22 protein-coding genes are annotated in these 22,213 nt (G+C 37.1%); 8 read left to right on the plus strand and 14 right to left on the minus strand.

The window, feature by feature from the left end; genetic code table 11:
- The 3 genes from H7254_RS00760 to H7254_RS00770 form a co-directional block, all read left to right on the plus strand.
- Positions 1–639, plus strand: a 639-nt coding sequence (locus H7254_RS00760; RefSeq protein WP_301931153.1) for a hypothetical protein, incomplete at its 5' end; no start/stop codon positions are given.
- A 346-nt stretch (positions 640–985) separates the two neighbouring features.
- On the plus strand, positions 986–2,458 hold the full coding sequence (locus tag H7254_RS00765; RefSeq protein ID WP_301931154.1) for a M28 family metallopeptidase: 1,473 nt from the start codon (positions 986–988) through the stop codon (positions 2,456–2,458).
- Positions 2,459–2,732: 274 nt separating this feature from the next.
- On the plus strand, positions 2,733–3,425 hold the full coding sequence (locus tag H7254_RS00770) for a polysaccharide lyase family 7 protein (RefSeq protein WP_301931155.1): 693 nt from the start codon (positions 2,733–2,735) through the stop codon (positions 3,423–3,425).
- A 307-nt stretch (positions 3,426–3,732) separates the two neighbouring features.
- Here H7254_RS00770 and H7254_RS00775 read toward each other — a convergent pair whose 3' ends face one another.
- The 5 genes from H7254_RS00775 to H7254_RS21380 form a co-directional block, all read right to left on the minus strand.
- Positions 3,733–4,113, minus strand: a complete 381-nt coding sequence (locus tag H7254_RS00775) for an acyltransferase (protein WP_301931156.1) — start codon at positions 4,111–4,113, stop codon at positions 3,733–3,735.
- Between the two features lie 40 nt (positions 4,114–4,153).
- Positions 4,154–4,486, minus strand: a complete 333-nt coding sequence (locus H7254_RS00780; RefSeq protein ID WP_301931157.1) for a cupin domain-containing protein — start codon at positions 4,484–4,486, stop codon at positions 4,154–4,156.
- Positions 4,487–4,672, minus strand: a complete 186-nt coding sequence (locus H7254_RS00785) for a hypothetical protein (RefSeq protein WP_301931158.1) — start codon at positions 4,670–4,672, stop codon at positions 4,487–4,489. It lies immediately after the preceding gene.
- A gap of 504 nt (positions 4,673–5,176) precedes the next feature.
- Positions 5,177–5,497 (minus strand): alpha/beta hydrolase fold domain-containing protein, encoded by a 321-nt coding sequence (locus H7254_RS00790; protein ID WP_367875407.1) that lies wholly within the window; start codon positions 5,495–5,497, stop codon positions 5,177–5,179.
- A complete protein-coding gene (locus H7254_RS21380) occupies positions 5,398–5,715 on the minus strand; it encodes an alpha/beta hydrolase (RefSeq protein WP_367875408.1) in 318 nt (105 codons plus the stop codon). The genes H7254_RS00790 and H7254_RS21380 overlap by 100 nt, the downstream gene beginning before the upstream one ends.
- Before the next feature lie 1,175 nt (positions 5,716–6,890).
- Between H7254_RS21380 and H7254_RS00795 the strand changes: the two genes are divergently transcribed.
- Positions 6,891–8,699 (plus strand): ABC transporter ATP-binding protein, encoded by a 1,809-nt coding sequence (locus tag H7254_RS00795; protein ID WP_301931160.1) that lies wholly within the window; start codon positions 6,891–6,893, stop codon positions 8,697–8,699.
- Positions 8,700–8,765: 66 nt separating this feature from the next.
- Here the strand turns inward: H7254_RS00795 and folP are convergent, their stop codons facing one another.
- Positions 8,766–9,596, minus strand: a complete 831-nt coding sequence (folP, locus tag H7254_RS00800) for a dihydropteroate synthase (RefSeq protein ID WP_301931161.1) — start codon at positions 9,594–9,596, stop codon at positions 8,766–8,768.
- 54 nt (positions 9,597–9,650) lie between these two features.
- On the opposite strand from folP, the gene H7254_RS00805 reads away from it, so the two are divergent.
- Complete coding sequence (locus H7254_RS00805; protein ID WP_301931162.1) at positions 9,651–10,199, plus strand: DUF1599 domain-containing protein; 549 nt, start codon at positions 9,651–9,653, stop codon at positions 10,197–10,199.
- A gap of 55 nt (positions 10,200–10,254) precedes the next feature.
- The gene (locus H7254_RS00810) at positions 10,255–11,376 is read left to right on the plus strand and encodes a BT_3928 family protein (protein WP_301931163.1); all 1,122 of its coding nucleotides are present in this window, start codon (positions 10,255–10,257) and stop codon (positions 11,374–11,376) included.
- 173 nt (positions 11,377–11,549) lie between these two features.
- Here H7254_RS00810 and coaE read toward each other — a convergent pair whose 3' ends face one another.
- From coaE to nusB, 4 genes are all read right to left on the minus strand, one after another.
- The gene (gene coaE, locus H7254_RS00815) at positions 11,550–12,155 is read right to left on the minus strand and encodes a dephospho-CoA kinase (RefSeq protein ID WP_301931164.1); all 606 of its coding nucleotides are present in this window, start codon (positions 12,153–12,155) and stop codon (positions 11,550–11,552) included.
- A gap of 158 nt (positions 12,156–12,313) precedes the next feature.
- On the minus strand, positions 12,314–12,655 hold the full coding sequence (yajC, locus tag H7254_RS00820) for a preprotein translocase subunit YajC (RefSeq protein WP_301923995.1): 342 nt from the start codon (positions 12,653–12,655) through the stop codon (positions 12,314–12,316).
- A gap of 34 nt (positions 12,656–12,689) precedes the next feature.
- Positions 12,690–13,124, minus strand: a complete 435-nt coding sequence (locus H7254_RS00825; RefSeq protein WP_301931165.1) for a DUF1573 domain-containing protein — start codon at positions 13,122–13,124, stop codon at positions 12,690–12,692.
- 127 nt (positions 13,125–13,251) lie between these two features.
- Positions 13,252–14,184: a transcription antitermination factor NusB gene (gene nusB / locus H7254_RS00830; RefSeq protein ID WP_301931166.1), complete on the minus strand. Its 933-nt coding sequence runs from the start codon at positions 14,182–14,184 to the stop codon at positions 13,252–13,254.
- Positions 14,185–14,469: 285 nt separating this feature from the next.
- Between nusB and groES the strand changes: the two genes are divergently transcribed.
- Both groES and groL read left to right on the plus strand, forming a co-directional pair.
- The gene (gene groES, locus H7254_RS00835) at positions 14,470–14,751 is read left to right on the plus strand and encodes a co-chaperone GroES (protein ID WP_301923998.1); all 282 of its coding nucleotides are present in this window, start codon (positions 14,470–14,472) and stop codon (positions 14,749–14,751) included.
- Positions 14,752–14,850: 99 nt separating this feature from the next.
- Positions 14,851–16,494: a chaperonin GroEL gene (gene groL / locus H7254_RS00840; RefSeq protein WP_301931167.1), complete on the plus strand. Its 1,644-nt coding sequence runs from the start codon at positions 14,851–14,853 to the stop codon at positions 16,492–16,494.
- 342 nt (positions 16,495–16,836) lie between these two features.
- On the opposite strand, the gene H7254_RS00845 is transcribed toward groL, so the two are convergent.
- From H7254_RS00845 to H7254_RS00860, 4 genes are all read right to left on the minus strand, one after another.
- On the minus strand, positions 16,837–17,436 hold the full coding sequence (locus H7254_RS00845; RefSeq protein WP_301931168.1) for a sugar O-acetyltransferase: 600 nt from the start codon (positions 17,434–17,436) through the stop codon (positions 16,837–16,839).
- A gap of 559 nt (positions 17,437–17,995) precedes the next feature.
- Complete coding sequence (locus tag H7254_RS00850; protein ID WP_301931169.1) at positions 17,996–18,529, minus strand: lipocalin family protein; 534 nt, start codon at positions 18,527–18,529, stop codon at positions 17,996–17,998.
- Positions 18,530–19,734: 1,205 nt separating this feature from the next.
- The gene (locus tag H7254_RS00855; protein ID WP_301931170.1) at positions 19,735–20,226 is read right to left on the minus strand and encodes a hypothetical protein; all 492 of its coding nucleotides are present in this window, start codon (positions 20,224–20,226) and stop codon (positions 19,735–19,737) included.
- A gap of 217 nt (positions 20,227–20,443) precedes the next feature.
- The gene (locus H7254_RS00860; RefSeq protein WP_301931172.1) at positions 20,444–22,105 is read right to left on the minus strand and encodes an amidohydrolase; all 1,662 of its coding nucleotides are present in this window, start codon (positions 22,103–22,105) and stop codon (positions 20,444–20,446) included.
- Between the last annotated feature and the right edge of the window lie 108 nt (positions 22,106–22,213).

Genomic DNA, 22,213 nt, shown 5'->3' on the forward strand with positions numbered 1-22,213 from the left:
ACATTATTCTTTTCTTGCAAAAAAGAATTTAATACAAGCCCTCAACCGGCACCATATATTGACCCAAGCCTTACTTTTCTAGAGAAGTCTGTGTCAGACATTTATAGTGATAGTAGTTTTTATATTAAAGGCGAATTCAATGGCCATAAATTAAGTTTTGCAACAATAGGACAAGTAGGGTCTTATTTTGTTGATACTTTTTCAAATGCATTTTATGTATATTATGACAAGGTTAAAAAAGATAGCATTACTAGCGACAATCTTTATTTGATACGACAAAATTCAAATCAATCAATAATGATTGCGTTATTTTGTGGACAAACACATATTAAAAATAGCGTTTTTCCGTATAAGTTACCTCATCCTAATCTTCAGCAATGTGAATTCACAGAGTTTCAATTTATAAATAACAATCACAATTATAACATTGGACAAAATTCACCACAAGACAATTATACTTTTGTAGGTCATACAGGTTTTGGTATGAATCTAATTTTCAATAAGTTGACAGGTGACAATATAGTTGAAGGAGTATTTGAAGGTGTACTAAAAACAAACACAGGTTCAGTTATTAATGTGAAAAATGGAAAACTAAGAGTGAAATTTGTAACAGTGGAAAAATTGCAGGATAAAAACTAAGTGCAGTCGAGTAAGCAAGGAGAGTTTCACCCCAAGCTCCTCACGGAACCGTACGTGAAAGGCTTGATTCGAACGACTCTTTAAGATGCCTCGACCAATTATATTATATCTCTCGGGGCAGACGAAATAATATTCAGCTTCCACTTTTCTACCCACTAATATCTGGCAGACCAATTTCTATTTGGCATTTTTTGTTATCTTCAATTCAAGTTGTACAATCGGCTGTAGTGCCAGTCGTATACAACAGCTTTCCATACCAAACAGAAGGCATTGCAGGTTGGGTATACTGTAAAGGCGAGTATTCGCGGAGTAAAATTTTTTAATCTTAAAGAGGAATAAACTAAAAATGAAAAGATATATTTTATTGGCTTTGCTCATCACCATGACAAGTTCTTTGTTCGCTCAATTGAGTAATCCTCCGGGCTTGAATTTAATTAGAACCGAGGATTTAAGAAAGGATTTATACGCATTGGCGGATGCACATTTTAATGGTCGTTCCGCAGGAACTTTAGATGAACTAAAGGCTTCCATGTGGTTGGGTGAAAAATTCCGGGCTATTGGGTTAAAGCCAGCGGGAGATGATGGTACTTATTTTCAATATTTTAGTATACTGCGCAACCATATTGCAGACAATTCGAGCATACAAATAAATAATACTCCTTTAAAATTATGGAAAGATGTTGCTATAGCACAGATGGCAAATATTAACCTGAATGCACCAATTGTTTATCTAGGCAATGCGGCAGATGTTGATACAAATGCACTAGATGTAAAAGACAAAGTGGTGGCAATTGAAGCAAATTCTAAAGGAATTAATTTGGATGTATCCTTACCAACCTGGCGGTACAACAGGTATATTTATAATAAGTATGGCCAGGCTTTATTAAAAAGAGGTGCTTTGGCTATTATTTTTATTGCTGATGAAGTGGCTGAAAAAGGATGGGATGATGCTGCTGAAAATTTTAAAAGAGGTAATTACGATATTGAAGGAGGGCCTAATCAAACTGTAACTGCTCAAGCTCCTGTGATATGGCTGCATGCCAATGCTAAAAAAGAATTACAAGGAAATACCGGAACAATAAAAATGAACCTCATTGTGTCACAATATTCATATCCTTCCCTGAATATTGCAGGCATGGTTACAGGTACCGATGCTACCTTAAAATCTGAATATCTTATGTACAGCGGTCATTCGGATGCACACGGTATCAGAAATGTTATAAAAAATGATTCTATTTATTACGGTGCTGATGACAACGGAAGTGTTGATGTGGCCATGCTTGCCAATGCCAGGGCATTTGTAAAAAATCCACCCAAAAGATCCGTGTTATTTGTGATACATGGTGCCGAAGAAAGAGGTTTATTGGGCTCAAAGTATTTTTCGGCACACCCTACAATTCCTATCAAAAATATTGTTGCTGTTTTAAATGGTGATATGATTGGCAGAAATAATACTGACAGTGCAACTATTTTAGGCTTTAAGCCACCGCATAGAAATTCACTCGATTTGGTAAATATGGCTTTAGCCGCAAATAAAGAAGGACCCAATTTTAAACTGAATACAACCTGGGACGAAGTAACCCATGTGGAGGGATGGTATTTTAGAAGCGACCATCTTCCCTATGCAAGATTGGGCATACCAGCAATAATGTATACCAGCCTTTTACATCCCGACTACCATACGCCCCAGGATAATGCCGAAAATATCAACTATCCCAAATTAAAAAAGATGGCTGACTGGATGTACAGAACTGGTTGGAAGGTTGCCAATGCCGCTATGCGTCCCATGACTGATAAAGGCTTCAAACTTGAAAGATAAAATCAATATAAAAATATTGATCAACATTATTGATAAAGGGATTACTTCGAACCTTTGTATTTTCAGTACAGTATCTGACTGAATTTCAGTTGGCAGTTGTACCACTATCAGCAGAAACCGGGGTTAAAAAACAGCTCTCTACTTTTGTGCCTAACTTTCACTGTACATCATTACTCACCTTCAGTTCGATACGCCGAATAAACGAACCGTCACCTCATAAATACCCGAACCCTTATTATAATTGAGCAATTTTATAATTTAAAATATTTTAAAAATGACTACAAGATTTATAACTAATTTGATCCTTTTAATTTGCTGTGTATTTGGCTTATCATTTATACAGCATTACATAGCCCCCTCTACTAAATTCAATTTAACTGCCTGGAAACTTCAAATACCAGGGCCGGTAGAAATAAAAGATTTAAAAGATTATGCTGCATGCCCATATTTTTATTTAACTCCGGAAGGATTCATGCATTTTCATTTAGAGGCATCTGAGAAAGGAACAACTCCCAATGCTACCCACGTTAGAGACGAGTTAAGAAATTTACCGAATTGGAAAATTATTGAAAATCACGAGCTGTCCACCATTATCCATGTTAATTGCAAGATGAGCGACTTTAAGGTAACCATAATTCAAATTAAATGTGTTACGGACAATGGTGAAAATGTTCCTCCTTTTCTAAGAGTTGCAGTGGAGGGGAGAAATTTATATGCGCATTTAAAAGAAAATGCAAATAGCAATAAAGGAACAAAAATTTTACTGAAATCTAATGTTGACAATATGTTTTTTTCTGTCAACGTTAAAGTAAAAGATAAAATATTAGTTATTGCAGTTGATGATTCAGAAGTATTGTCGAAAGATATAAGTTATTGGGTGTTAAACAATCACTTTAAAATGGGATGTTACCCACAGCAATCAGAAGGTATCTTTGATATTGATGTAAAAGATATGGTGGTCAATTAACGCACACCATCATTTACACGTCAGGTTTGGTAATAGATGTGCATACGGAAATACAATCAGTCGTAAGTCAATATCAGCCATAGGTACAGCGGAATCTTGTAAATTGATTTTTTTTATCTACCTCATCAGTAACAATCTTCGGCTTCAGACCCGGCTTCATAAATCTCCCTCCCATTGCCGGGCCTTCAACAATTTTTGTTCTATCTGCAAAATTTAACTGACTTGAATAAGTTATTAATTGTTTTTATTTTTTGCATTTCAAGTACATGTTAAAATCTCACTTTCACAGCCTGTTTTTTTACAGGATTTATCCATCGCCTTGCAGGCACTTCAATGAGGGTATGTCCAATTTACCGGAGATGTAAAAAAGAGCAATCGTGTAAACAAGCGTTACAAAATGCAACGGATACACCCTGGCAAAGCGGGCTACTGTAAATTTTTTAAAGGATGGCCCTTTAACAGAACTGGTAAATAACTCGCCGTACACATGGCACATAATAAACCCACTTAAAATAAAAAAGAAATCCACCATCAGGTATAACCTGCTAAAGAGTAGGGAATCTTTTGTTTTTAATAACATGTTACCACCGCCACCCAGCATTAGATCTACATGATAAATGATGGTAAGCAATGCAGCTACACCTCTTAATGGTGTTAAGTTAGACAGGTATTTATTGTACAGTGCCATTGTTTGTTTATGTTTAAATGTGGTTATTTATTTATATCGTTTATTCAATCAGTTTATACTTATCAATAATGGCCTGGAGGTTCTGCGGAAACATAGTTACCCCAAATTTTTCATCATTTCTGGCCATTCTTTTTGCAATGCGGGAATCCATTGGTGAAAGATTATTCTTTACCATATCTGGTACAATTTTTAAAAAAAAATCTTCTAAATAGTCTTCAAAATTCTGGTTAAAGTACAGATGCATAAAACGGATTGGTTTATCGGTACAGTTAAAAAAAGTATGCTCAATACCACGTGGCCGTAAATGAAAACCGCCTGCTTCCACTTCAAATATTTTTCCTTTAACCCGTACGCTTACGGTACCTTCCAGCACTTAACATGTTTCATCCAGCTCTTTATAAATATGTGGTGCAGGCCCCATTTTTTTGGGAGCCACAGCAGCTTCCACACAGCAAAACTGATTATTGGTTTGTGTACTGCGTACCCAGGCACGGATGTTGACACCACCCGGACCAGGTTGCAATATTTCTTTTGCAGGTGGCAAATAAAAGGGTTGCACGGATCGATATTTTTTGGCACATTGCGGGCAATTGCAAGCGCAATCATACCTGCTAAACCTGCGGACATAGTGATGGCGGCCATTTGCTGTAAAGGGTTTTTGCGGCTGTAGCCTGCTTTTAAATTTTTCATTTCTGCTTATTTTTTAATTGAGCATAAATTTTAAAAGGGGTACTAATTAAATGGGTGAGGTGTATCTGAACATAAAAGATCTTGCCCAGTTTTTATGCCATTCAATTTTGTTGCATCTAATTAACATTGGCTTAATAATAAGTATGGCAAACCAGCTTAACAAAATGGAACTATAAAAATGGTGTACAGTGGTAAGACTGGTAAAAGCTGGGAACAAACCCAAGTAGGTTCTGACAAATCCCCATACTGCAAAGGCTAAAATGAGCGTGAAAAATACGCTTATATTTTTGTAGGCTGTTTTCATAATTGTTGTTTTTGGTTGAGGTTATTTTTATTTTATTATTAAATTTTATGTGCCGGTTTACCCGCTATATTATTTAGAAAAACATTTCTTCATGGCAGTTATTACCAGGTTGTCATACTCTTTTAATTCAGCAGCATCAGATGGCAATCCTACCAAACAGTGTATCTGCCCTGCAAAATATTTATCCCAAACCTTTACTCCAAACCTTCTTAGTTTTGCGGCATACTTAATGCCGTCATCCCGCAATGGATCAAACTCTGCGTTGATAATTGCTGCCGGCGGTAAGTCAGTTAAATCTTCGGTAAGGATGGGAGATGCTTCAGGATTTTTGTATGCGTCTCCGGGAGCATAAGTTTCCAGGGAAAAATAGCAGCTTGCTTTTGTTTGCATATGGCCTTTGGCATTTTCCTGGTAAGAAGCCGATGTTTCCATATTTGCGGGCTGGCATCAACAGGAAGCCCGTTCATAATCTGCAGTTTTATTTTCCTGGCTATTCCCTCTTTTTTTGCTTTTTGAGCTACCACTGCTACCAGGTTTGCTCCGGCGCTGTATCCTATTAATGCAATGCGGTTAATATCACCGCCAAATTCGCCACCATGTGCTGCAATCCATAGTCTTTAACAAACGGCTGCAAATAAACGGATGGTTGTATAATTTTAAATAGTATAAAATCAGTTTAGACTTGTTTAAAAAACTAAATTAGTCAAATGTTTTTTTGGTTAGTGGTAAAAAATAAGCATTCTTAATTTTGTTGGTTTAAATGCCTGTAGTTACTTTCTTGTTTGCCATTTTTACCGTTACAGATTGCGCTCATTTATCTTTTCCGGGCCAATTTTTAAAAACATTCACCCGGTTATTATATATAATACCCACCCGGTAGAACCCTGTAATATAGAATAGTACTTGTTTAAATCTTCAATTAGTTTTAATGAAAAATGATCGTTGAAAGGCAGTTGTATTTTTGGTACAAGGTAAACGGCGGTGGAAATAAAAATCCATATTTCTAATAACCAGAAAATAATAATAAATGATTTGGGTATTGCTATTGGCCGTAACCAAAACATGGGCACAATTAAAAGCAAAGGAAGAAATGCAGGAATTAAATAAGTAGCGGCCTGAAAATCAAAAAAAGAAAAAAAATTATTACCTGCCTGATTGAAATTATAAAATTAGCGTATAATAAAAGTAAAATTTGTATGAATCGAAGTTTACCTCTTTTGTGATTGTTAATATTTTGCAACCTGAAATACCTCAAATCAGAAATATTGATGTCGTAATTAATTTTGTTTACTGGCTGCGAAATCGGGTGGTTATTAAGAAGCAGGAGATTGAGCGAATCCAACAATTTACCTGCTGGTTTTCCAATATCAACTTTTGCAAAATGGCTTTAACGGCCGCTTGTTTGTAGTGCCTGAAAATATTCAAAACCTCAAATCCTTATAAACCCTAACCCGCAAAATCTTCAGTTAATACCTGCCAGTGATGTGGCATGCCTTTTTTAATCCGGGCGTTAAAAACCTTACCTCTTTCTTTAAAAGTGCATGTTGAAAAAGCGGAGAGTGATGATGTAAAATTGTTTAGCTGCGAAAGTTCTGAAAATACTTTTTTGCACTTTCCACGAATAAAAGGTAAAAACGGGTTTAATAAAATTTGCCGCAGAAGTAGTGGAAAGAATTTTTTATTAAAATACTTTTGAATTCACCCCCCCAAAATTAAATTTACCATCCCGGAATTTCAATAAAAAATAATTGCCATAGTTTTGCATTTTATCGAAAACACATACATGGCAGAACTTAGTTTAAAGGAACGTTTTTCAGCACTCAATAATCTCCCCGCATTTTTTAAACTGGTGTGGCATACAAGTCAGTCGCTTACTATCTGCAATATTGTATTGCGGATAATAAGGTCCGCTATACCATTGGCTATTTTATACATCGGTAAATTAATTATAGATGAGGTGGTATTGCTTACACACAGCAGCAATATGGCTTCGCATAACTATTTATGGCAACTGGTGGCTATGGAGTTTGGCCTTGCTATTCTTTCAGATGGATTAACCCGTGCTACAAACCTGGTAGACAGTTTATTGGGCGACCTGTTTAGTAATCATACCAGCATTCAAATAATGAAGCATGCGGCCACGCTGGACCTGGACCAGTTTGAAGATTCTACTTTTTATGATAAACTGGAACGTGCCCGTCAGCAAACAGTTGGACGCACTGTTTTATTATCGCAGGTATTAAGCCAGGTACAGGATCTCATTACGATGTTATTTCTAGCAGCAGGACTGATTGTTTTTAATCCCTGGCTGATACTGATGTTGATTATTGCAGTAATTCCTGCATTTTTGGGCGAGAGCTATTTTAATGATAAAAACTATTCTCTTAACCGCAGGCAAACGCCCGAACGAAGGGAGCTGGATTATATTCGTTTTATAGGTGCCAGCGATGATACGGCCAAAGAGGTAAAAATATTTAATCTCTCTCATTTTCTTACCGACAGGTTCCGGCAGTTATCAAATAAGTTTTACCAGGATAACAAAGCGCTTGTAATTAAGCGTTCGTTGTGGGGAACCATTTTTGCCATCCTTGGCAGTGTTGGGTATTATGGCGCGTATGTTTTTATCATTGCAACAACCATTGCCGGTAAGCAATCCATTGGTGCACTTACTTTTCTTGCAGGCTCTTTTCGGCAGTTAAGAAGTTTGCTGGAAAATATTCTTTCACGCTTTACTTCCGTGTCTCAGGGTGCTATCTATCTGAAAGATTTTTTTGATTTTTTTGAGATACAACCCAAGATAAAACTAGCTGCCAATGCAAGGCCTTTTCCCAGGCCGATACAAACCGGATTTGTTTTTGACAATGTTGGTTTCCGGTATCATAATTCCGAGCGATGGGCCAACCGCTATTTAAGTTTTACGCTGCATGCTGGTGAAAAGCTGGCGCTGGTAGGAGAGAACGGTGCGGGTAAAACAACCCTCGTAAAATTATTGGCAAGGTTATATGATCCTTCAGAAGGACGCATTTTATTAGATGGTCATGATTTAAAAGAGTACGACCTGGGTGAATTAAGAAAAGAGGTGGGGGTTATTTTTCAGGATTATATTCGTTACCAGATGACCGTTTCCCAAAATATAGCTGTGGGTAATATTGATGAAAAAGAAAATGAAAGCCTGATACAGCATGCCGCTAAACAAAGCCTGGCGGATATACTGGTACAAAAACTACCCGATAAATATGCGCAGGCGCTTGGCAAAAGATTTAACCAGGGAGTAGAACTTTCCGGCGGTGAATGGCAAAAAATAGCGCTGGCAAGAGCTTATATGAAGGACGCCCAATTATTAATTTTAGATGAACCAACGGCAGCCCTTGACGCAAGGGCTGAGTATGAAGTATTTGAAAGATTTACAGAACTTACAAAAGGTAAAACGGCGGTACTGATATCGCACCGTTTTTCAACCGTACGAATGGCTGACAGGATACTGGTTCTGGAAAGGGGAGAATTGATAGAATCGGGCGACCACGCTGCATTACTGCAAAAGAATGGCCGGTATGCAGAACTGTTTAATTTACAGGCAAAGGGCTATCAGTAAATGGAGTGAATTTAATTGGAATAAAAATAGAAACTGGTGGCACAACTATCTTTCAAAAAGATTTTTTTATCCTTTTTCGTACCGCTCCAAAAGCTGTATCGTTTCTTTAGCCTGTTTAACATCATGTACCCGCAAAACAGAAGCTCCGCTTAAGATTGCGAGGGTATTCAAAACCGTTGTTCCATTTAAGGCTTCATCCGCCGTAATGTTAAGCGTTTTATATACGGTACTTTTTCTTGAAAGGCCTGCCAGTATTGGTTTATCCAGCATTTCAAACAAGGCTAAATTTTTCAGTAATATAAAATTGTGCTGTATGGTTTTTGCAAAACCAAAACCCGGGTCAATGATAATATCCTTTATGCCAGCCCTGGTACAGTCAGCTATCTTTTGTATAAAAAAATCAAGCACTTCTTTTACCACATCCTTGTAGCTGGCATTTTGTTGCATGGTTTCGGGTGTGCCTTTCATGTGCATGCAAATGTACGGTACCTGCAAAGTTGCCACAATGGATAACATTGCTTTATCCATATTACCAGCACTCACATCATTAACAATGGATACGCCTGCCTCAACTGCCGCTGAAGCTACTTTGCTATGATATGTATCAATTGATAAAATTATATCGGGGTATTTTTCACTAAGGATTTTTATCACGGGTAACACCCTTGCCATTTCTTCCTCAGCAGATATTCGTTCACTGCCAGGCCGGGTGCTTTGTCCGCCAATATCCAGTATATCGGCTCCTTCGCTTGCCATTTTATCAGCTAGTGCAATGATGGCATCCAAACCTTTTTGCGGATATTGGTCATAAAATGAATCCGGTGTAGCATTTACAATACCCATCACCAGTGGTTTCTCAATCAATAATAATTTTCCTTTGCAGTTAAGTGTGTACATCAGGCAGAAACAAGTATTTTTGACAATTACAAAAGTAGATACATTCCGCAAACAATGAACACCAACGATCAGTACGATACCGCAATAAAAACCTGCGAAGAAATTTTTTTAAAGAAAACCCAGGACTATGGTACTTCGTGGCGGGTTTACCGGACCATTTCTGTTGTAGATCAGATTTATATAAAAGCCAAACGAATCCGCACCATACAGGAAAAAGGTGAACAAAAAATTGGCGACGATATGCCAAGCGAATTTAAAGGCATTTTAAACTATGCCATTATTGGTTTGATACAATTAGATAAACAAAAAGATGAAACAGAAAATTTGCCGTTGGAGGAGGTAGCTTTTTTATATGAACAGAAAGTTGCTATTGCTAAGAAATTAATGCTGGATAAAAATCATGATTATGGCGAAGCCTGGCGGGAAATGAGTCAGGAAAGTTTTACCGATCTCATATTGGTAAAGCTTTTACGCATCAAACAAATTTTGCTTAACAGTGGTCAAACCATTATAAGTGAAGGAATTGATGCTAATTACTATGACATAATAAACTACGCCGTTTTTGGCTTGATATTAATAACAGAAGGAAAACATTCCAAATAAATTGTAACGGGCTGAATACCTTTACAGGCTTCATTGTAAGCATTAAAAAATAAGCATGAAAATAAGCGTAACCATTGCAAGAATTATAGTTGGTGTTTTATTTATTTTTTCGGGATTGATAAAAGCCATTGACCCGTTGGGATTAACTTATAAAATGCAGGAGTTTTTTGAAGTATGGGGCAGGGAAGGATACATTACACCGTTGATGAACTGGATGTACAAGTGTTCTTTTGTATTTTCCATCATCATGATAACGCTGGAAGTGGTGCTGGGTGTTGCCTTGCTTACGGGCTTTTACAAAAAACTCACTTTACGTTTGTTGATGTTGCTGATGATCTTCTTTACTTTTTTAACAAGCTATGTATTGTTTAGTGGCAAAATAGCTACCTGTGGCTGCTTTGGCGATTGCATTCCGCTTACACCTATACAAACTTTTACCAAAGACATTATTCTATTATTGCTTATCAGTTTTCTATTGTTAAAACAACAATACATTAAACCTGTTGGCGAAGTATTGCCGGTGGGGCTGGTGTTAGCCAGTGTTATTGCCGTTTGCTTTTTACAAATGTATGTACTTACCCATCTTCCTTTAACAGATTGCCTGCCTTATAAAAAAGGAAACGATTTGTTGCAGCTTAGAAAAATGCCAGCCAATGCAATACCTGATCAGTTTACCTATAGTTTTGTGTATCAAAAAGCTGGAGTGAGTAAGTCTTTTGGCGCAACCCAATTGCCTGATAGTACCTGGACTTATGTAGACCGTAAACAAACATTGGCAAAAAAAGGGTCTAACAATGTTCCCCTCATCAACGATTTTTCTTTAACAGATTCTGCCGGTGTTGATGTTACAGAAACAGTGCTGGGGCAGGCTGGTGACTATTACCTTTTCTTTTTAAAAGATATGGAAGGAAATACTGCTAACTGGTCAACCGCTTTTACAAACCTATGGCAAAAAGCCAAAAAGCAAAACAGGCCGTTGTATATTGTAACTGCTGACAGAGATAAAGCCACTATTTTTTTTAACAGAAAGAATCAATACCAGGTGCAGGTATTAACCTGTGATGCCACTGCGGTAAAAACTGCCGCAAGAGCTAACCCAACCTTATTTTTAATGAAAGGCTCCGTGGTACAGGGCAAGTGGGGCTGGGCGGATATTGATAAAGCGGTGAAGAATTAGAAAATTTGAGTTAGAAGTTATAAGCTATAAGTTAAGAGTTATAAGTTATGAGTTATGAGTTGTTTAAAGTAATCTGCAAAAAACATTTAGCAGGAGACAAATGTAGCAATGTCTTTTTTCCATATGAGTCGGGCAATTTGAAATTTTACAATTCATATTTCATAATTCATATTTCATAAAAAATATTTCTTCTCCGATAGTTCTTGCAAAATAGTATGAAGTGTAAGCACCTGGGGAATCAGTAACTCCTGTTCATCGTTGTGTATAACGTAATCACATAATTGCATTTTTTTATTCTCGTCCATTTGCTTGTTAAGCCTTACTAAAACGGCGGCTTCGCTGATGCCATCTCTTTGCATTACCCGTTGCAGGCGCAACGGAACAGGAGCATAAACCCCAATAACTTTGTCAAGATATTTTTCAGCACCGCTTTCAAATATAAGTGCAGCTTCTTTAATGGCGTAGGGAGAGGTTTGCTGCTGCATCCACTTATCTGCATCTGCAATGGTAGCAGGGTGTACAATACTGTTGAGCAATGCCAGTTGTTGCGGATCATTAAAAACCAGGCCGGAAATATACTGCCGGTTTAATGTTCCGTTTCTGTAGGTGTCTTTTCCAAAACTGTGTACGAGTTTTTCTCTTAGCGCCCCATCTTCATTCATCAGTTTTTTAGCAGCGTCATCTGCGTAATAAACAGGTATGCCCAATATTTCAAATACTTTAGCTACGGTACTTTTACCGCTTCCAATACCACCTGTTATGCCAATCTTTAAAATCAATGGATATTTATTTATTAGATAATTTTAATGGGAGAAATTGATAATTAATTTTTGAAGCCCCGGTTCTCTGCCTTTATCCGCATTCTTTTTGACAGACTTGATTGCAATAAAAAACCGGTCGCAGAAACAACCGGTCAAATGTATTCAATAAAAATTATTTAAGCCTTGGTTTCTGTAACTACCTTATTGATAGCCGCAGTCATCTCCATGCTGATGGTACTTTTTTCAATTTTAAGATAACTGCCCGGACTAACTTCCAGGCTGATGGTACCATCTTCATTTACTTTATTGATGGTACCATGGATGCCCGCAATGGTAACTACTTTATCGCTTTTTTTAAGATCGGTTATAAACGTTTTTTGCTGTTTTGCCTTTTTTGCCTGCGGACGAATCATGAACATCCAGAAAACTAAAATCATCAGCCCCATAAAAATTAAAGAAAAACTGCTGCTGCCTTTGCCCTGCGGATCCATCATTAAAAAAATACTTAGTAGTTGCATGTGTGGTGAATTGATTATTAAAAATTAAATGGTTTTATTTTACCGGTGTTATTTCGCCCCTTAAAATCAGGGGTGGAAAAGCGGGATTGGCATTGGATACAACAGTGATAGTTTTTTCGTTGTGCCCAACTTTTCCTTTGCTGTTAAATACAACTTTTATAAAAGAGGTTTCTCCAGGCATAATCGGCTTTTCAGGTTTTTCCGGAACAGTACAACCACAACTTGCATGGGTGTCGGTTACAACCAGCGGTTTACTGCCATTATTTTTAAACCTGAAATTATAAGTTACTTTTTCCCCTTCGCTTACCGTGCCAAAATTGTAGGCGGTGTCAATAATTTGTATGGTGGTGCTATCCATCGCCGTTATCCCTGTTAATGATGCCGTACCATCTGCCACTTTATCTTTTCTGCGTACATCGCAGCTGCTAAAAGCATTTATAATCATCAAAAACAAAACATATTTTTTCATCCGCCAATTTTTTCAAAGTTATGTGTTAAAAGCTAAACGTTAAAAGCAAAGCATCAAATAAATACATAGTTTTTCATTTGCAATAGTCAATCTGCTTATTATCAATTGTCCATTAAAAAATTAATAATTAAAGCGTGCTGTTTTTAAAAGTCTTTTTGTTGATCTTTCCTTCTGCGCTCAGTTCTTTATGAATGTTGTCTAAAATACCATTAATAAATTGTCCGCTTTGCGGCGTGCTGTAATCTTTTGCCAGGTCAATGTATTCATTGATGGTTACACGGGTTGGGATGGTTTCAAAAAACAGAAATTCAGAAATCCCCATTTCAATAATAATCAGGTCGAGGGCAGCAATACGATCGGCATCCCAATTTTTTAATTTGGGTTTTAGCAATTCCAGCGTAACTTCTTTCTTTTCAATGGTTGTTTCCAAAAGTCCTTTGGCAAAATCCCATTTCTCTTTGCTGACAAATTCGTTAAAATTATAACTGGCTGGTTTTTGTAAAAAGTTAAGTATTAAAATATTCATCATTTCGGCATCATCATCCCAGTTAATAAAATACTCTTCTACATGGCTGATGAAGTTTTCGTTGGGCAACATCAGATCAGTAAAAATAAATTCCAGAATATCTTTTTCACCTTTTTTTTCGCGGCTCTGCAAACCAGTGTAATCAATATATTCTTCAGATTGTACCAATGCCTGATAAGTTTTCTTTAACAATTCTTCATCAATCAGTAACTGCGGTTTGGTTTCGGTGCACGCGGCTACATAGCTTTGCTCTTCTACAATTTTCCAGAGCAACTGGTTACCAACAATTTTGGTATTTACATTAAGATCCTGTTCGGTAGGTAAATGTTTTGATGCTTTTTTTAGTGCATCTTTTTCTGCATACCTGGCCACTTCACTTAAAAAGTAAACGAGGTAAACAAATAATTTTCGGGTTTGGTCAATCTGTTTTTTTAACTGGCGTACAGCCTCGGCAGTATTTATATCACTGCTCATACTATCCATGGTGTATAAGCTTTGCATTACTTTAACCCGTATATTTCGTCTGCTGATCATGCTAAAGAACTTTAATTTGGATGGTAAATCTAAGGGATTAAAATTTGGCAGCGGTAAGTGCAACAGGGATAAGTGTAAAAAGTACCTGTGAGGCCATTGAACCTTCAGATTTTAAAATAAAGGGTACTATGAAAAAATGTCTGCCATTACCTGACTATTTACTGACAATCATCCCGTTAAACTGACAAGTATGCCAGTAATCGATTTTGGTACAAAATTGGTGCAGGAGATTTGCCCGATTTAAACGAGGCATCTACTTTAAACAAATAAAAAATCAACACTATTATGGCTAAGAAGTTAAACATTACACCCTTGCATGACAGGGTGATTGTGAAACCAGCGGCTGCAGAAGAAAAATCTGCAGGGGGCATTATTATTCCGGATACTGCAAAAGAGAAACCACAGCATGGTACTGTATTGGCAGCGGGTCCTGGTAAAAAAGATGAACCAGTTACGGTAAAAGCGGGCGATGCTGTTTTGTACGGTAAATATTCCGGTACTGAAATTACGTTTGAAGGTGTTGAGTACCTGATAATGAGAGAAAGTGATATTCTGGCAATTGTTTAGTTAATGTGAAAATGACTCAATGGCTCAATGTAAAAATTTAGTACTTAGAGATATAAATATTTTCAAATTTTCAAATTTTTAAATTTTCAAATTAAGTATATGGCAAAAATGATATTCTTCGATATAGAAGCACGCAATAAAATGAAAAAGGGCGTGGATACTTTGGCTAATGCGGTTAAAGTAACGCTTGGACCAAAAGGTCGTAACGTGGTAATTGAAAAAAAGTTTGGTGCACCACAGGTAACTAAAGATGGTGTTACCGTTGCAAAAGAAATTGAATTGGAAGACCCTATTGAAAATATGGGCGCACAAATGGATAAGGAAGTAGCTTCTAAAACTGCAGACATTGCAGGTGACGGTACTACAACTGCAACTGTATTGGCTCAAAGTATTATCAGTGAAGGTCTGAAAATGGTTGCTGCCGGAGCAAACCCAATGGATTTAAAACGTGGTATCGACAAAGCTGTAAGAGCGGTAGTTGAAAACCTTGTAGCTCAGAAAAAAGATGTTGGTAACAACAGTAAAATGATTGAGCAGGTTGCAACTATTTCTGCCAATAATGATAATGAAATTGGAAAGTTGATTGCACAGGCAATGGCTAAGGTTGGTAAAGAAGGTGTTATTACTGTTGAAGAAGCAAAAGGTACAGATACTACAGTAGATGTGGTGGAAGGTATGCAATTTGACAGGGGATATATTTCTCCATACTTTGTTACAAACAGCGAAAAAATGCAGGCTGAATTACAAAATCCTTTTATCCTGATTTATGATAAAAAGATTTCTGCAATGAAAGATATTCTGAGTGTATTGGAAAAGGTAGCACAAAGTGGACGTCCGTTAATGATCATTGCAGAAGATCTGGATGGTGAAGCATTGGCAACATTGGTGGTAAACAAATTACGTGGTACCATCAAGGTGGCTGCAGTAAAAGCACCAGGCTTTGGCGATAGAAGAAAAGAAATGTTGAATGACCTTGCTGCTTTAACCGGTGGTACCGTTATCAGCGAAGATCTGGGTAATAAATTAGAAGGTGTTGAACTTACTTCTCTTGGCCAGGCTACTTCAATAACCATTGATAAAGACAATACAGTTATCGTTGGTGGTAAAGGTAAAAAATCTGATATCGTTGCACGTGTTAATCAGATTAAAGCACAGGTAGAAAATACCACTTCTGATTACGACAAAGAAAAACTACAGGAGCGTTTGGCTAAATTGGCCGGAGGTGTTGCAGTGTTGTATGTAGGAGCTGCTACCGAAGTAGAAATGAAGGAAAAGAAAGACCGTGTTGACGACGCATTGCATGCTACAAGAGCAGCGGTGGAAGAAGGTATAGTACCAGGTGGTGGTGTAGCCTACATTCGTGCCATTGCAGGTTTGGAAAAACTGAAAGGTGCATTGAATGCTGATGAAGCAACTGGTATTGCCATCGTTAAACGTGCTATTGAAGAACCATTGCGCCAGATAGTTGCCAATTGTGGTATTGAAGGTTCAATCGTTGTACAGAATATTAAGGAAGGCGAAGGTGATTATGGTTTCAACGCCCGTACTGAAGTATATGAAAATATGTTTAAGGCTGGTGTAATTGATCCAACAAAAGTTGCCCGTGTAGCATTGGAAAATGCTGCTTCTATTGCAGGTATGTTGTTAACAACAGAATGTGTAATAGCCGACAGGCCTAAAGAAGATGCAGGCCACAGCCATGGCGGTGGTGCGCCTGATATGGGCGGAATGGGAGGTTACTAATACAACCGCATTTCAAAATAATAAAAGATCCCCTTCATTTTTCGGAGGGGATTTTTTATTTGCTGTATCCATGAGTTGCTAACTTTTACAGACTGATGGAATAGCCCTTAACAAAATACTTATCAAAAATTCTGCTGCTCTTGCAAAAAAGTATTTGAAGATAGGTGCTTACCCATCTGTAAATCAAACCAGCTCAACTTTGACGGGGTTTTGTCTTAAATGCAACGGGTTTCACGGCCCATTGAAAAAATCGTATCTGTTGTATTACAAAGGGAAAAGGAATTAAATAAACGCCTTTAAACCTGTCCAGCAGGCACCTTTACAGTTAAACTGAAAAATACATTATTCAAGGGGAATTTTTTTGAAATAATACAACCTATCCTCTTCAGTAATTTGCCGCAAAACCCTGCATGGATTACCTGCTGCAATTGTGTTGGCAGGAATATTTTTTGTTACTACACTGCCCGAACCAATAACGGAATTATCACCAAGACTAACGTCAGGATTTATAACAGTATTTCCCCCTATCCATACATTGTTGCCAATGGTTATGGGAAAAGCGTATTCCAGTTCCTGGTTTCTTATGGCAGCATGTATGGGATGACCAGCAGTAAAAATACTTACATTGGGACCGATAAAAACATTGTTTCCAATCATCACTTTTGCGCAATCTAAAATGATGCAGTTATAGTTGGCATAAAAATTTTCACCGATCTCAATATTGTAGCCATAGTCGCACCTGAAAGGCGGTTCAATAAAAAAAGTGTTACCGGTTTTACCAAATAATTTTTTAATAATTTCATGACGGGCTATTGTGTCGGCAGGCCTTAATCCATTGAAATCAAAAACTAATTCTTTTGCACATTGCCGCTCTGCAGTTAACTCCTCACCAAAGGATTTATACAACTTTCCGGATAGCATGTTTTCTTTTTCACTTGGCATAATAATATTTAAAAATGATGTTGAACAATATTGAAAGGAGAGGAAAGATCAGTTCATTTTTACAATCGTCATAAATATAATGAAGAAATTACTACACTGATTTGATTGTATCAACTACACATAAACGTGCAGAATTATTGGAACTTTATCCCCTTATCTGATACCACAAAAAATAAATTAAATCCCTTGAAACTAACCAATACTATTTTGAATTACCTTTTGTAAAAAGCCTCCGGTAGCGGAGGTTTTTTATTGTTTGAAAATCTGGCAAACCACTATGATTTATCAGCAATAATTCAATGAGGTAAAATCGAAAAATCCCTGCCACTAATTCCTTTTATTATTTACTAATTTTTGCATATCAATGCCAGCCGGCATTTATTTTGTACCCTGCCTCAACATGCGGATACCCCGGCACAGGAAGCTTGCTCCAGGACCGATCCTCATTCCTATCGTCAGGCACACCGCCTTTGCAAACAACGCAACTTTTTCTTTTTATACTACACGCCTGCGCCAGTTGCACTAAAAATTCCCTTGCTTACGCTATTATGTGCCGGCCTTATTTATTTTTGTTATGTTTAACCCACAAAAGGTTGGATGTATTGTAGCCAATTTCTTCCGCAATTTTCAAATATTGAGTTTTTATTTCGTCTGGTATAGTGGTGTCACGGGATAAAATCCACAGAAATTTAAGATTCTTTCCAGCAACAAGTGCGTAGGTATAATTAGGGTCAATGGCTATTACATTGTATCCGGCATAGAAAGGTCCAAAAAACGATACTTTAAGCATTGCAATATCATCTTCTTTTACAAACTTTGCTATACCAACAGCTTTTGTCCATTTTTCTTTTTTGATATTGTATCCTCTGTTTTCAACTCTAATACTGCCATTTTTATTTAGAGAATATTCAGCAGTTGTATTATTTAAATTTCTTTCAAATTTGAAATCTATTCTGGCAATCTCGTACCATTTGCCAAGATATTTTTGCTTGTCAAAAGATTTTACAGCCACTGCTCCTTTGGGTATGGTAGTGCATGAAAATAATGTACTCATGATGATAACCATTTTTAGTAAAAAAACTGATTGTTTCATTTCTTTATTTTATAAAAAGTTATTGATGATGTTTTATTTATAAAGTTTGCAGGATATCCTGGCTTACAAATATCGGCTACGCATTTACGCAGGCATTCAGTTAAAAATTCCGGATGCCGGAACCATTATCAAATTTATAGTTAAAAGTTCATGTTAATTACTTTCTTACAACGGAGTTTTTGCAGCCAGAAATTTAGATAAATATATTTCATTGCTCATTGTTCACAGGTAAGCCATGCTTGCATTCACGCAAATATGTATGCCGTTATTTATTGTCAGCTTCTAAAAGCCATTTCTTTGCAGCATCCAGTGTTTCATCCACCTTAGAATTAGTTTGTGTATTTACAATCACGTCAGGGATAATTTTGTTTAAATATACTTTATGTGACCTGTCGGCTACATTCGATGTCGCTAAATTTAAAAATGTTCCGTCGGATAAATTAATAGTGGTCAGTTATTTAATTCCAGTTCAAAGAATCAGAAAAAAGGGATTTTGATTTTATAATATCCGAAACTTCCAGCGACATTCTTTTTGCGTAGGAAGAATTTTCAGAATCTTTACATCCGGAAAAAAATATAGATGATGCTAGGAGTAAAATAAATAATAGGATTGATTTCATCTTAAAGTGTGAAAGCAGTAAGGTTAACTGTACGTGGAATACAACGGACAGGTATCTACGAAGAACAGGTGTTGAAAAGCGTAGGCTGATACAAAAGTTACATTGAAAAATAAATGTAAAAATTATATCCCAAAGCTAAATTTATAAATATCTGCCGGGACTGAAGCTGCTGTTTTGCTGAAGCTATAGAAACGACTGCGAGCTCATTTTTTACAAATACTTTTGTGTGTGTGCAGCGAAGCGGTTAATGAGTTGAGCGCCGGGTGCTATAATGAAAGAGTGGCTGTAAGATTTCAATACTTGTTATTCCGTAGGGGATACTACGGTAAATTTGCTTCCGTGTCGGTGTCTTCACCGAACACGACTTCTGGTCAAGAGTAATTCATTAAAATTTACAAGATATTTTATTCCGGTAAATTTTATCCACGCTGTCTTTGGTAAAGTGTAATGATGGCTGTGTTCGGTGAAGTCACCGACCACGGGGGCAAAGTGTAATGATGGGGGGAAACACACAAGGCTCGGGAAGAGTAGTTGTATTTTGTCAACGACGCTTTATTAAACCAATTTTGCTACTGTCCGTAATTGTCACTTGCGGAAATAAATCGTTTTTAGTATTTGCCAATCCGTCTTGTCCTGATGAAAAAAGTGAATACTTTTCACCGATTTTTCATAATTGTAATATGAATTTTCTTTTCTATTCATACCTTGAGCTACGTCATTAATCGGTGCTAATTTATCATCATCTAAAAGTTGCTTTAAACTTTCAGGATATTGTCCATGTTGCATTTTATAAAACTCAACATTTTTTACAAGACTGTTTAATTGCATTTGGGAAATGCCTTCAAAACCTTTTTTGAAAACTGAAGCATGTGTCCCTGCATAGAAAAGAGTTGAGTAAACAATAATTGTCCATAAAATACCTGCTGCACCAATTATAGAAAGCCATTTGTCTTTATACTTTAGTAGTCCGTATAACAAAAGTCCTACACCAACAAACGGACCAACAAAAGGTATTAGACATAATAGACCTAATAAATAGGGTGGTTTAGATTTCGTTGAGATTTTTATTGTTTCCATTTATTATTTTGATGACGGATGTTGCCGGACAATTACAGGAAACGTTTGTATTTACGTATTTACATGCACCTTACGCTTTACTAAACTGATTGAATATTAACGGTGATCAGGTTCGTTTTTTGTATTGTGTGGGTGCCTCAATCCAGTTAATTACAAAATGTAATGCATTTATTCACATCATCCAAAACAGGGTATTGTAAAAAGTAAGGTAACAACGTCAGGGTGTGCTGTACACTTTTTCACCACCTAAAAAAGTTGCCAGTACTTTTACGTTTAATAATTTTTGTGCAACTACTTTCATAATATCCGCATCCAGTATAACAAAATCTGCCAGCTTTCCTTTTTCAATGCTGCCTTTTTCATTTTCTTCAAAGTTGGCTTTGGCAGCCCAGATGGTCATCCCCCGCAATGTTTCTTCTCTTGATAAAGCATTCTCCATTTGAAACCCGGCAGCAGGCCAGCCTTTGGCATCTTTTCTAACTACGGCTGCATAAAAAGTTTTAAAGGTAGAAATGTCTTCCACCGGAAAGTCTGTTCCAAGAGGAATCCAACCGTTTTGCTGTAACAATTGTTTGTAGGCATAAGCCCCTTTTTCTCTTTTTTTACCCAGTCTTTTATCTGCCCAATACATATCACTTGTGGCATGTGTAGGCTGTACGGAAGGGATGATATTGTTAGCACCAAACAAATTAAAATCATCCGGATTAATTACCTGTGCATGTTCTATGCGCCATCTTAAATCATTGGGACCTTTTAAATATTTTGCATAAATTTTGAGCAAGGTTCTGTTACCGCTGTCTCCAATAGCATGGGTACATAATTGAAAACCTTTTTGTATAACCCAGTTTGCTACTGAATCAAAATGTTCGGGGCTGCTTAATAAAAATCCATAGTGATCGGGCTTATCGCTGTAGGGTTGCAGCAGGCAGGCACCTCTTGAACCAAGTGCGCCATCACCATACATTTTAATACTGCGGATATTGAGATGGTCTGTTTTCCGGATGCCATTTTTTTCGAGCCAGTCATAATTCTTTTTTGCATCACTCAGCATAACATACAGCCGCATTTTTAAAATGCCAGTCTGCTGTAATTTTTCTATTTGCTCCGCCACTTCATAATCCAGGCCACAATCGTCAATGGTTGTTAAACCAACGGCAAAGCAGTTTTTTTGTGCTGCCTGTAATGCTTTTTTAAATTGCGTTGCAGTAGCGGCAGGTATTTTTGATGCTACCAGTTTAACCGCGTTATCAATTAAAATACCCGTGAGCTGTTGAGTGACAACGCCACCGGTTGTAAAATTTTTCGTTTCTATTTCACCACCATTAACAGCGTCACCGGCTTTTATTCCGGCAAGTTCCAGCGCTTTTTTATTGGCAATGGATGCGTGCCCGTCCACCCGTTCCAATAAAACCGGTCTGTCTGGGAACAATGCAGTTAATTGTTCGTTGGTGGGAAATTCTTTTACAGGCCAGTCGTTCTGGTCCCAGCCGCGGCCGGTTAACCAGCCTTCTTTATTTTCTGTGGCAAAAGTTTTTACCTTTTCAATAACCTCCTTCCAGCTGCTGGTACCGGTTAACACTACCTGTTGCAGACTGATGCCATAGCCAACAAAGTGGGCATGGGCATCTATAAAACCGGGATAAATAAATTTACCCTGCGCATCTAATTTCTCTTTACAATTATATTCTTTTTCAAGATCATTTTTTTTGCCAGTTGCAATTATCTTACCCTCACTGATCACCATCGCTTCAGCAGTCGTGAATGCCGCATCCACCGTATAAATGGTACAATGATAAACAAGTAAATCGGCATCTTTTTTAACAGCAAAAGAACAGGCAAATGCAAGTGTAAAAATAAAAAGGAGGGTTATTCTTTTCATATAATAAAACTAAGGCGGAATTAATTAATAATTAACAATTAATAATTAGTAAACTATAAAGCTATAGCTGAAGCAGTTAACTCTATTCAGGGATTTACATAATTTATA

Source organism: Ferruginibacter sp. (assembly GCF_014377975.1).
Taxonomy (GTDB): domain Bacteria; phylum Bacteroidota; class Bacteroidia; order Chitinophagales; family Chitinophagaceae; genus Ferruginibacter.

Bases quoted from the DNA above. Each gene is read 5' to 3' on its own strand.
- H7254_RS00765 (WP_301931154.1), top strand. From the start codon at position 986: ATGAAAAGATATATTTTATTGGCTTTGCTCATCACCATGACAAGTTCT.
- H7254_RS00770 (WP_301931155.1), top strand. From the start codon at position 2,733: ATGACTACAAGATTTATAACTAATTTGATCCTTTTAATTTGCTGTGTA.
- H7254_RS00775 (WP_301931156.1), bottom strand. From the start codon at position 4,113: ATGGCACTGTACAATAAATACCTGTCTAACTTAACACCATTAAGAGGT.
- H7254_RS00790 (WP_367875407.1), bottom strand. From the start codon at position 5,497: ATGCAAACAAAAGCAAGCTGCTATTTTTCCCTGGAAACTTATGCTCCC.
- H7254_RS00795 (WP_301931160.1), top strand. From the start codon at position 6,891: ATGGCAGAACTTAGTTTAAAGGAACGTTTTTCAGCACTCAATAATCTC.
- folP (WP_301931161.1), bottom strand. From the start codon at position 9,596: ATGTACACACTTAACTGCAAAGGAAAATTATTATTGATTGAGAAACCA.
- H7254_RS00805 (WP_301931162.1), top strand. From the start codon at position 9,651: ATGAACACCAACGATCAGTACGATACCGCAATAAAAACCTGCGAAGAA.
- H7254_RS00810 (WP_301931163.1), top strand. From the start codon at position 10,255: ATGAAAATAAGCGTAACCATTGCAAGAATTATAGTTGGTGTTTTATTT.
- yajC (WP_301923995.1), bottom strand. From the start codon at position 12,655: ATGCAACTACTAAGTATTTTTTTAATGATGGATCCGCAGGGCAAAGGC.
- H7254_RS00825 (WP_301931165.1), bottom strand. From the start codon at position 13,124: ATGAAAAAATATGTTTTGTTTTTGATGATTATAAATGCTTTTAGCAGC.
- nusB (WP_301931166.1), bottom strand. From the start codon at position 14,184: ATGATCAGCAGACGAAATATACGGGTTAAAGTAATGCAAAGCTTATAC.
- groES (WP_301923998.1), top strand. From the start codon at position 14,470: ATGGCTAAGAAGTTAAACATTACACCCTTGCATGACAGGGTGATTGTG.
- groL (WP_301931167.1), top strand. From the start codon at position 14,851: ATGGCAAAAATGATATTCTTCGATATAGAAGCACGCAATAAAATGAAA.
- H7254_RS00845 (WP_301931168.1), bottom strand. From the start codon at position 17,436: ATGCCAAGTGAAAAAGAAAACATGCTATCCGGAAAGTTGTATAAATCC.
- H7254_RS00850 (WP_301931169.1), bottom strand. From the start codon at position 18,529: ATGAAACAATCAGTTTTTTTACTAAAAATGGTTATCATCATGAGTACA.
- H7254_RS00855 (WP_301931170.1), bottom strand. From the start codon at position 20,226: ATGGAAACAATAAAAATCTCAACGAAATCTAAACCACCCTATTTATTA.
- H7254_RS00860 (WP_301931172.1), bottom strand. From the start codon at position 22,105: ATGAAAAGAATAACCCTCCTTTTTATTTTTACACTTGCATTTGCCTGT.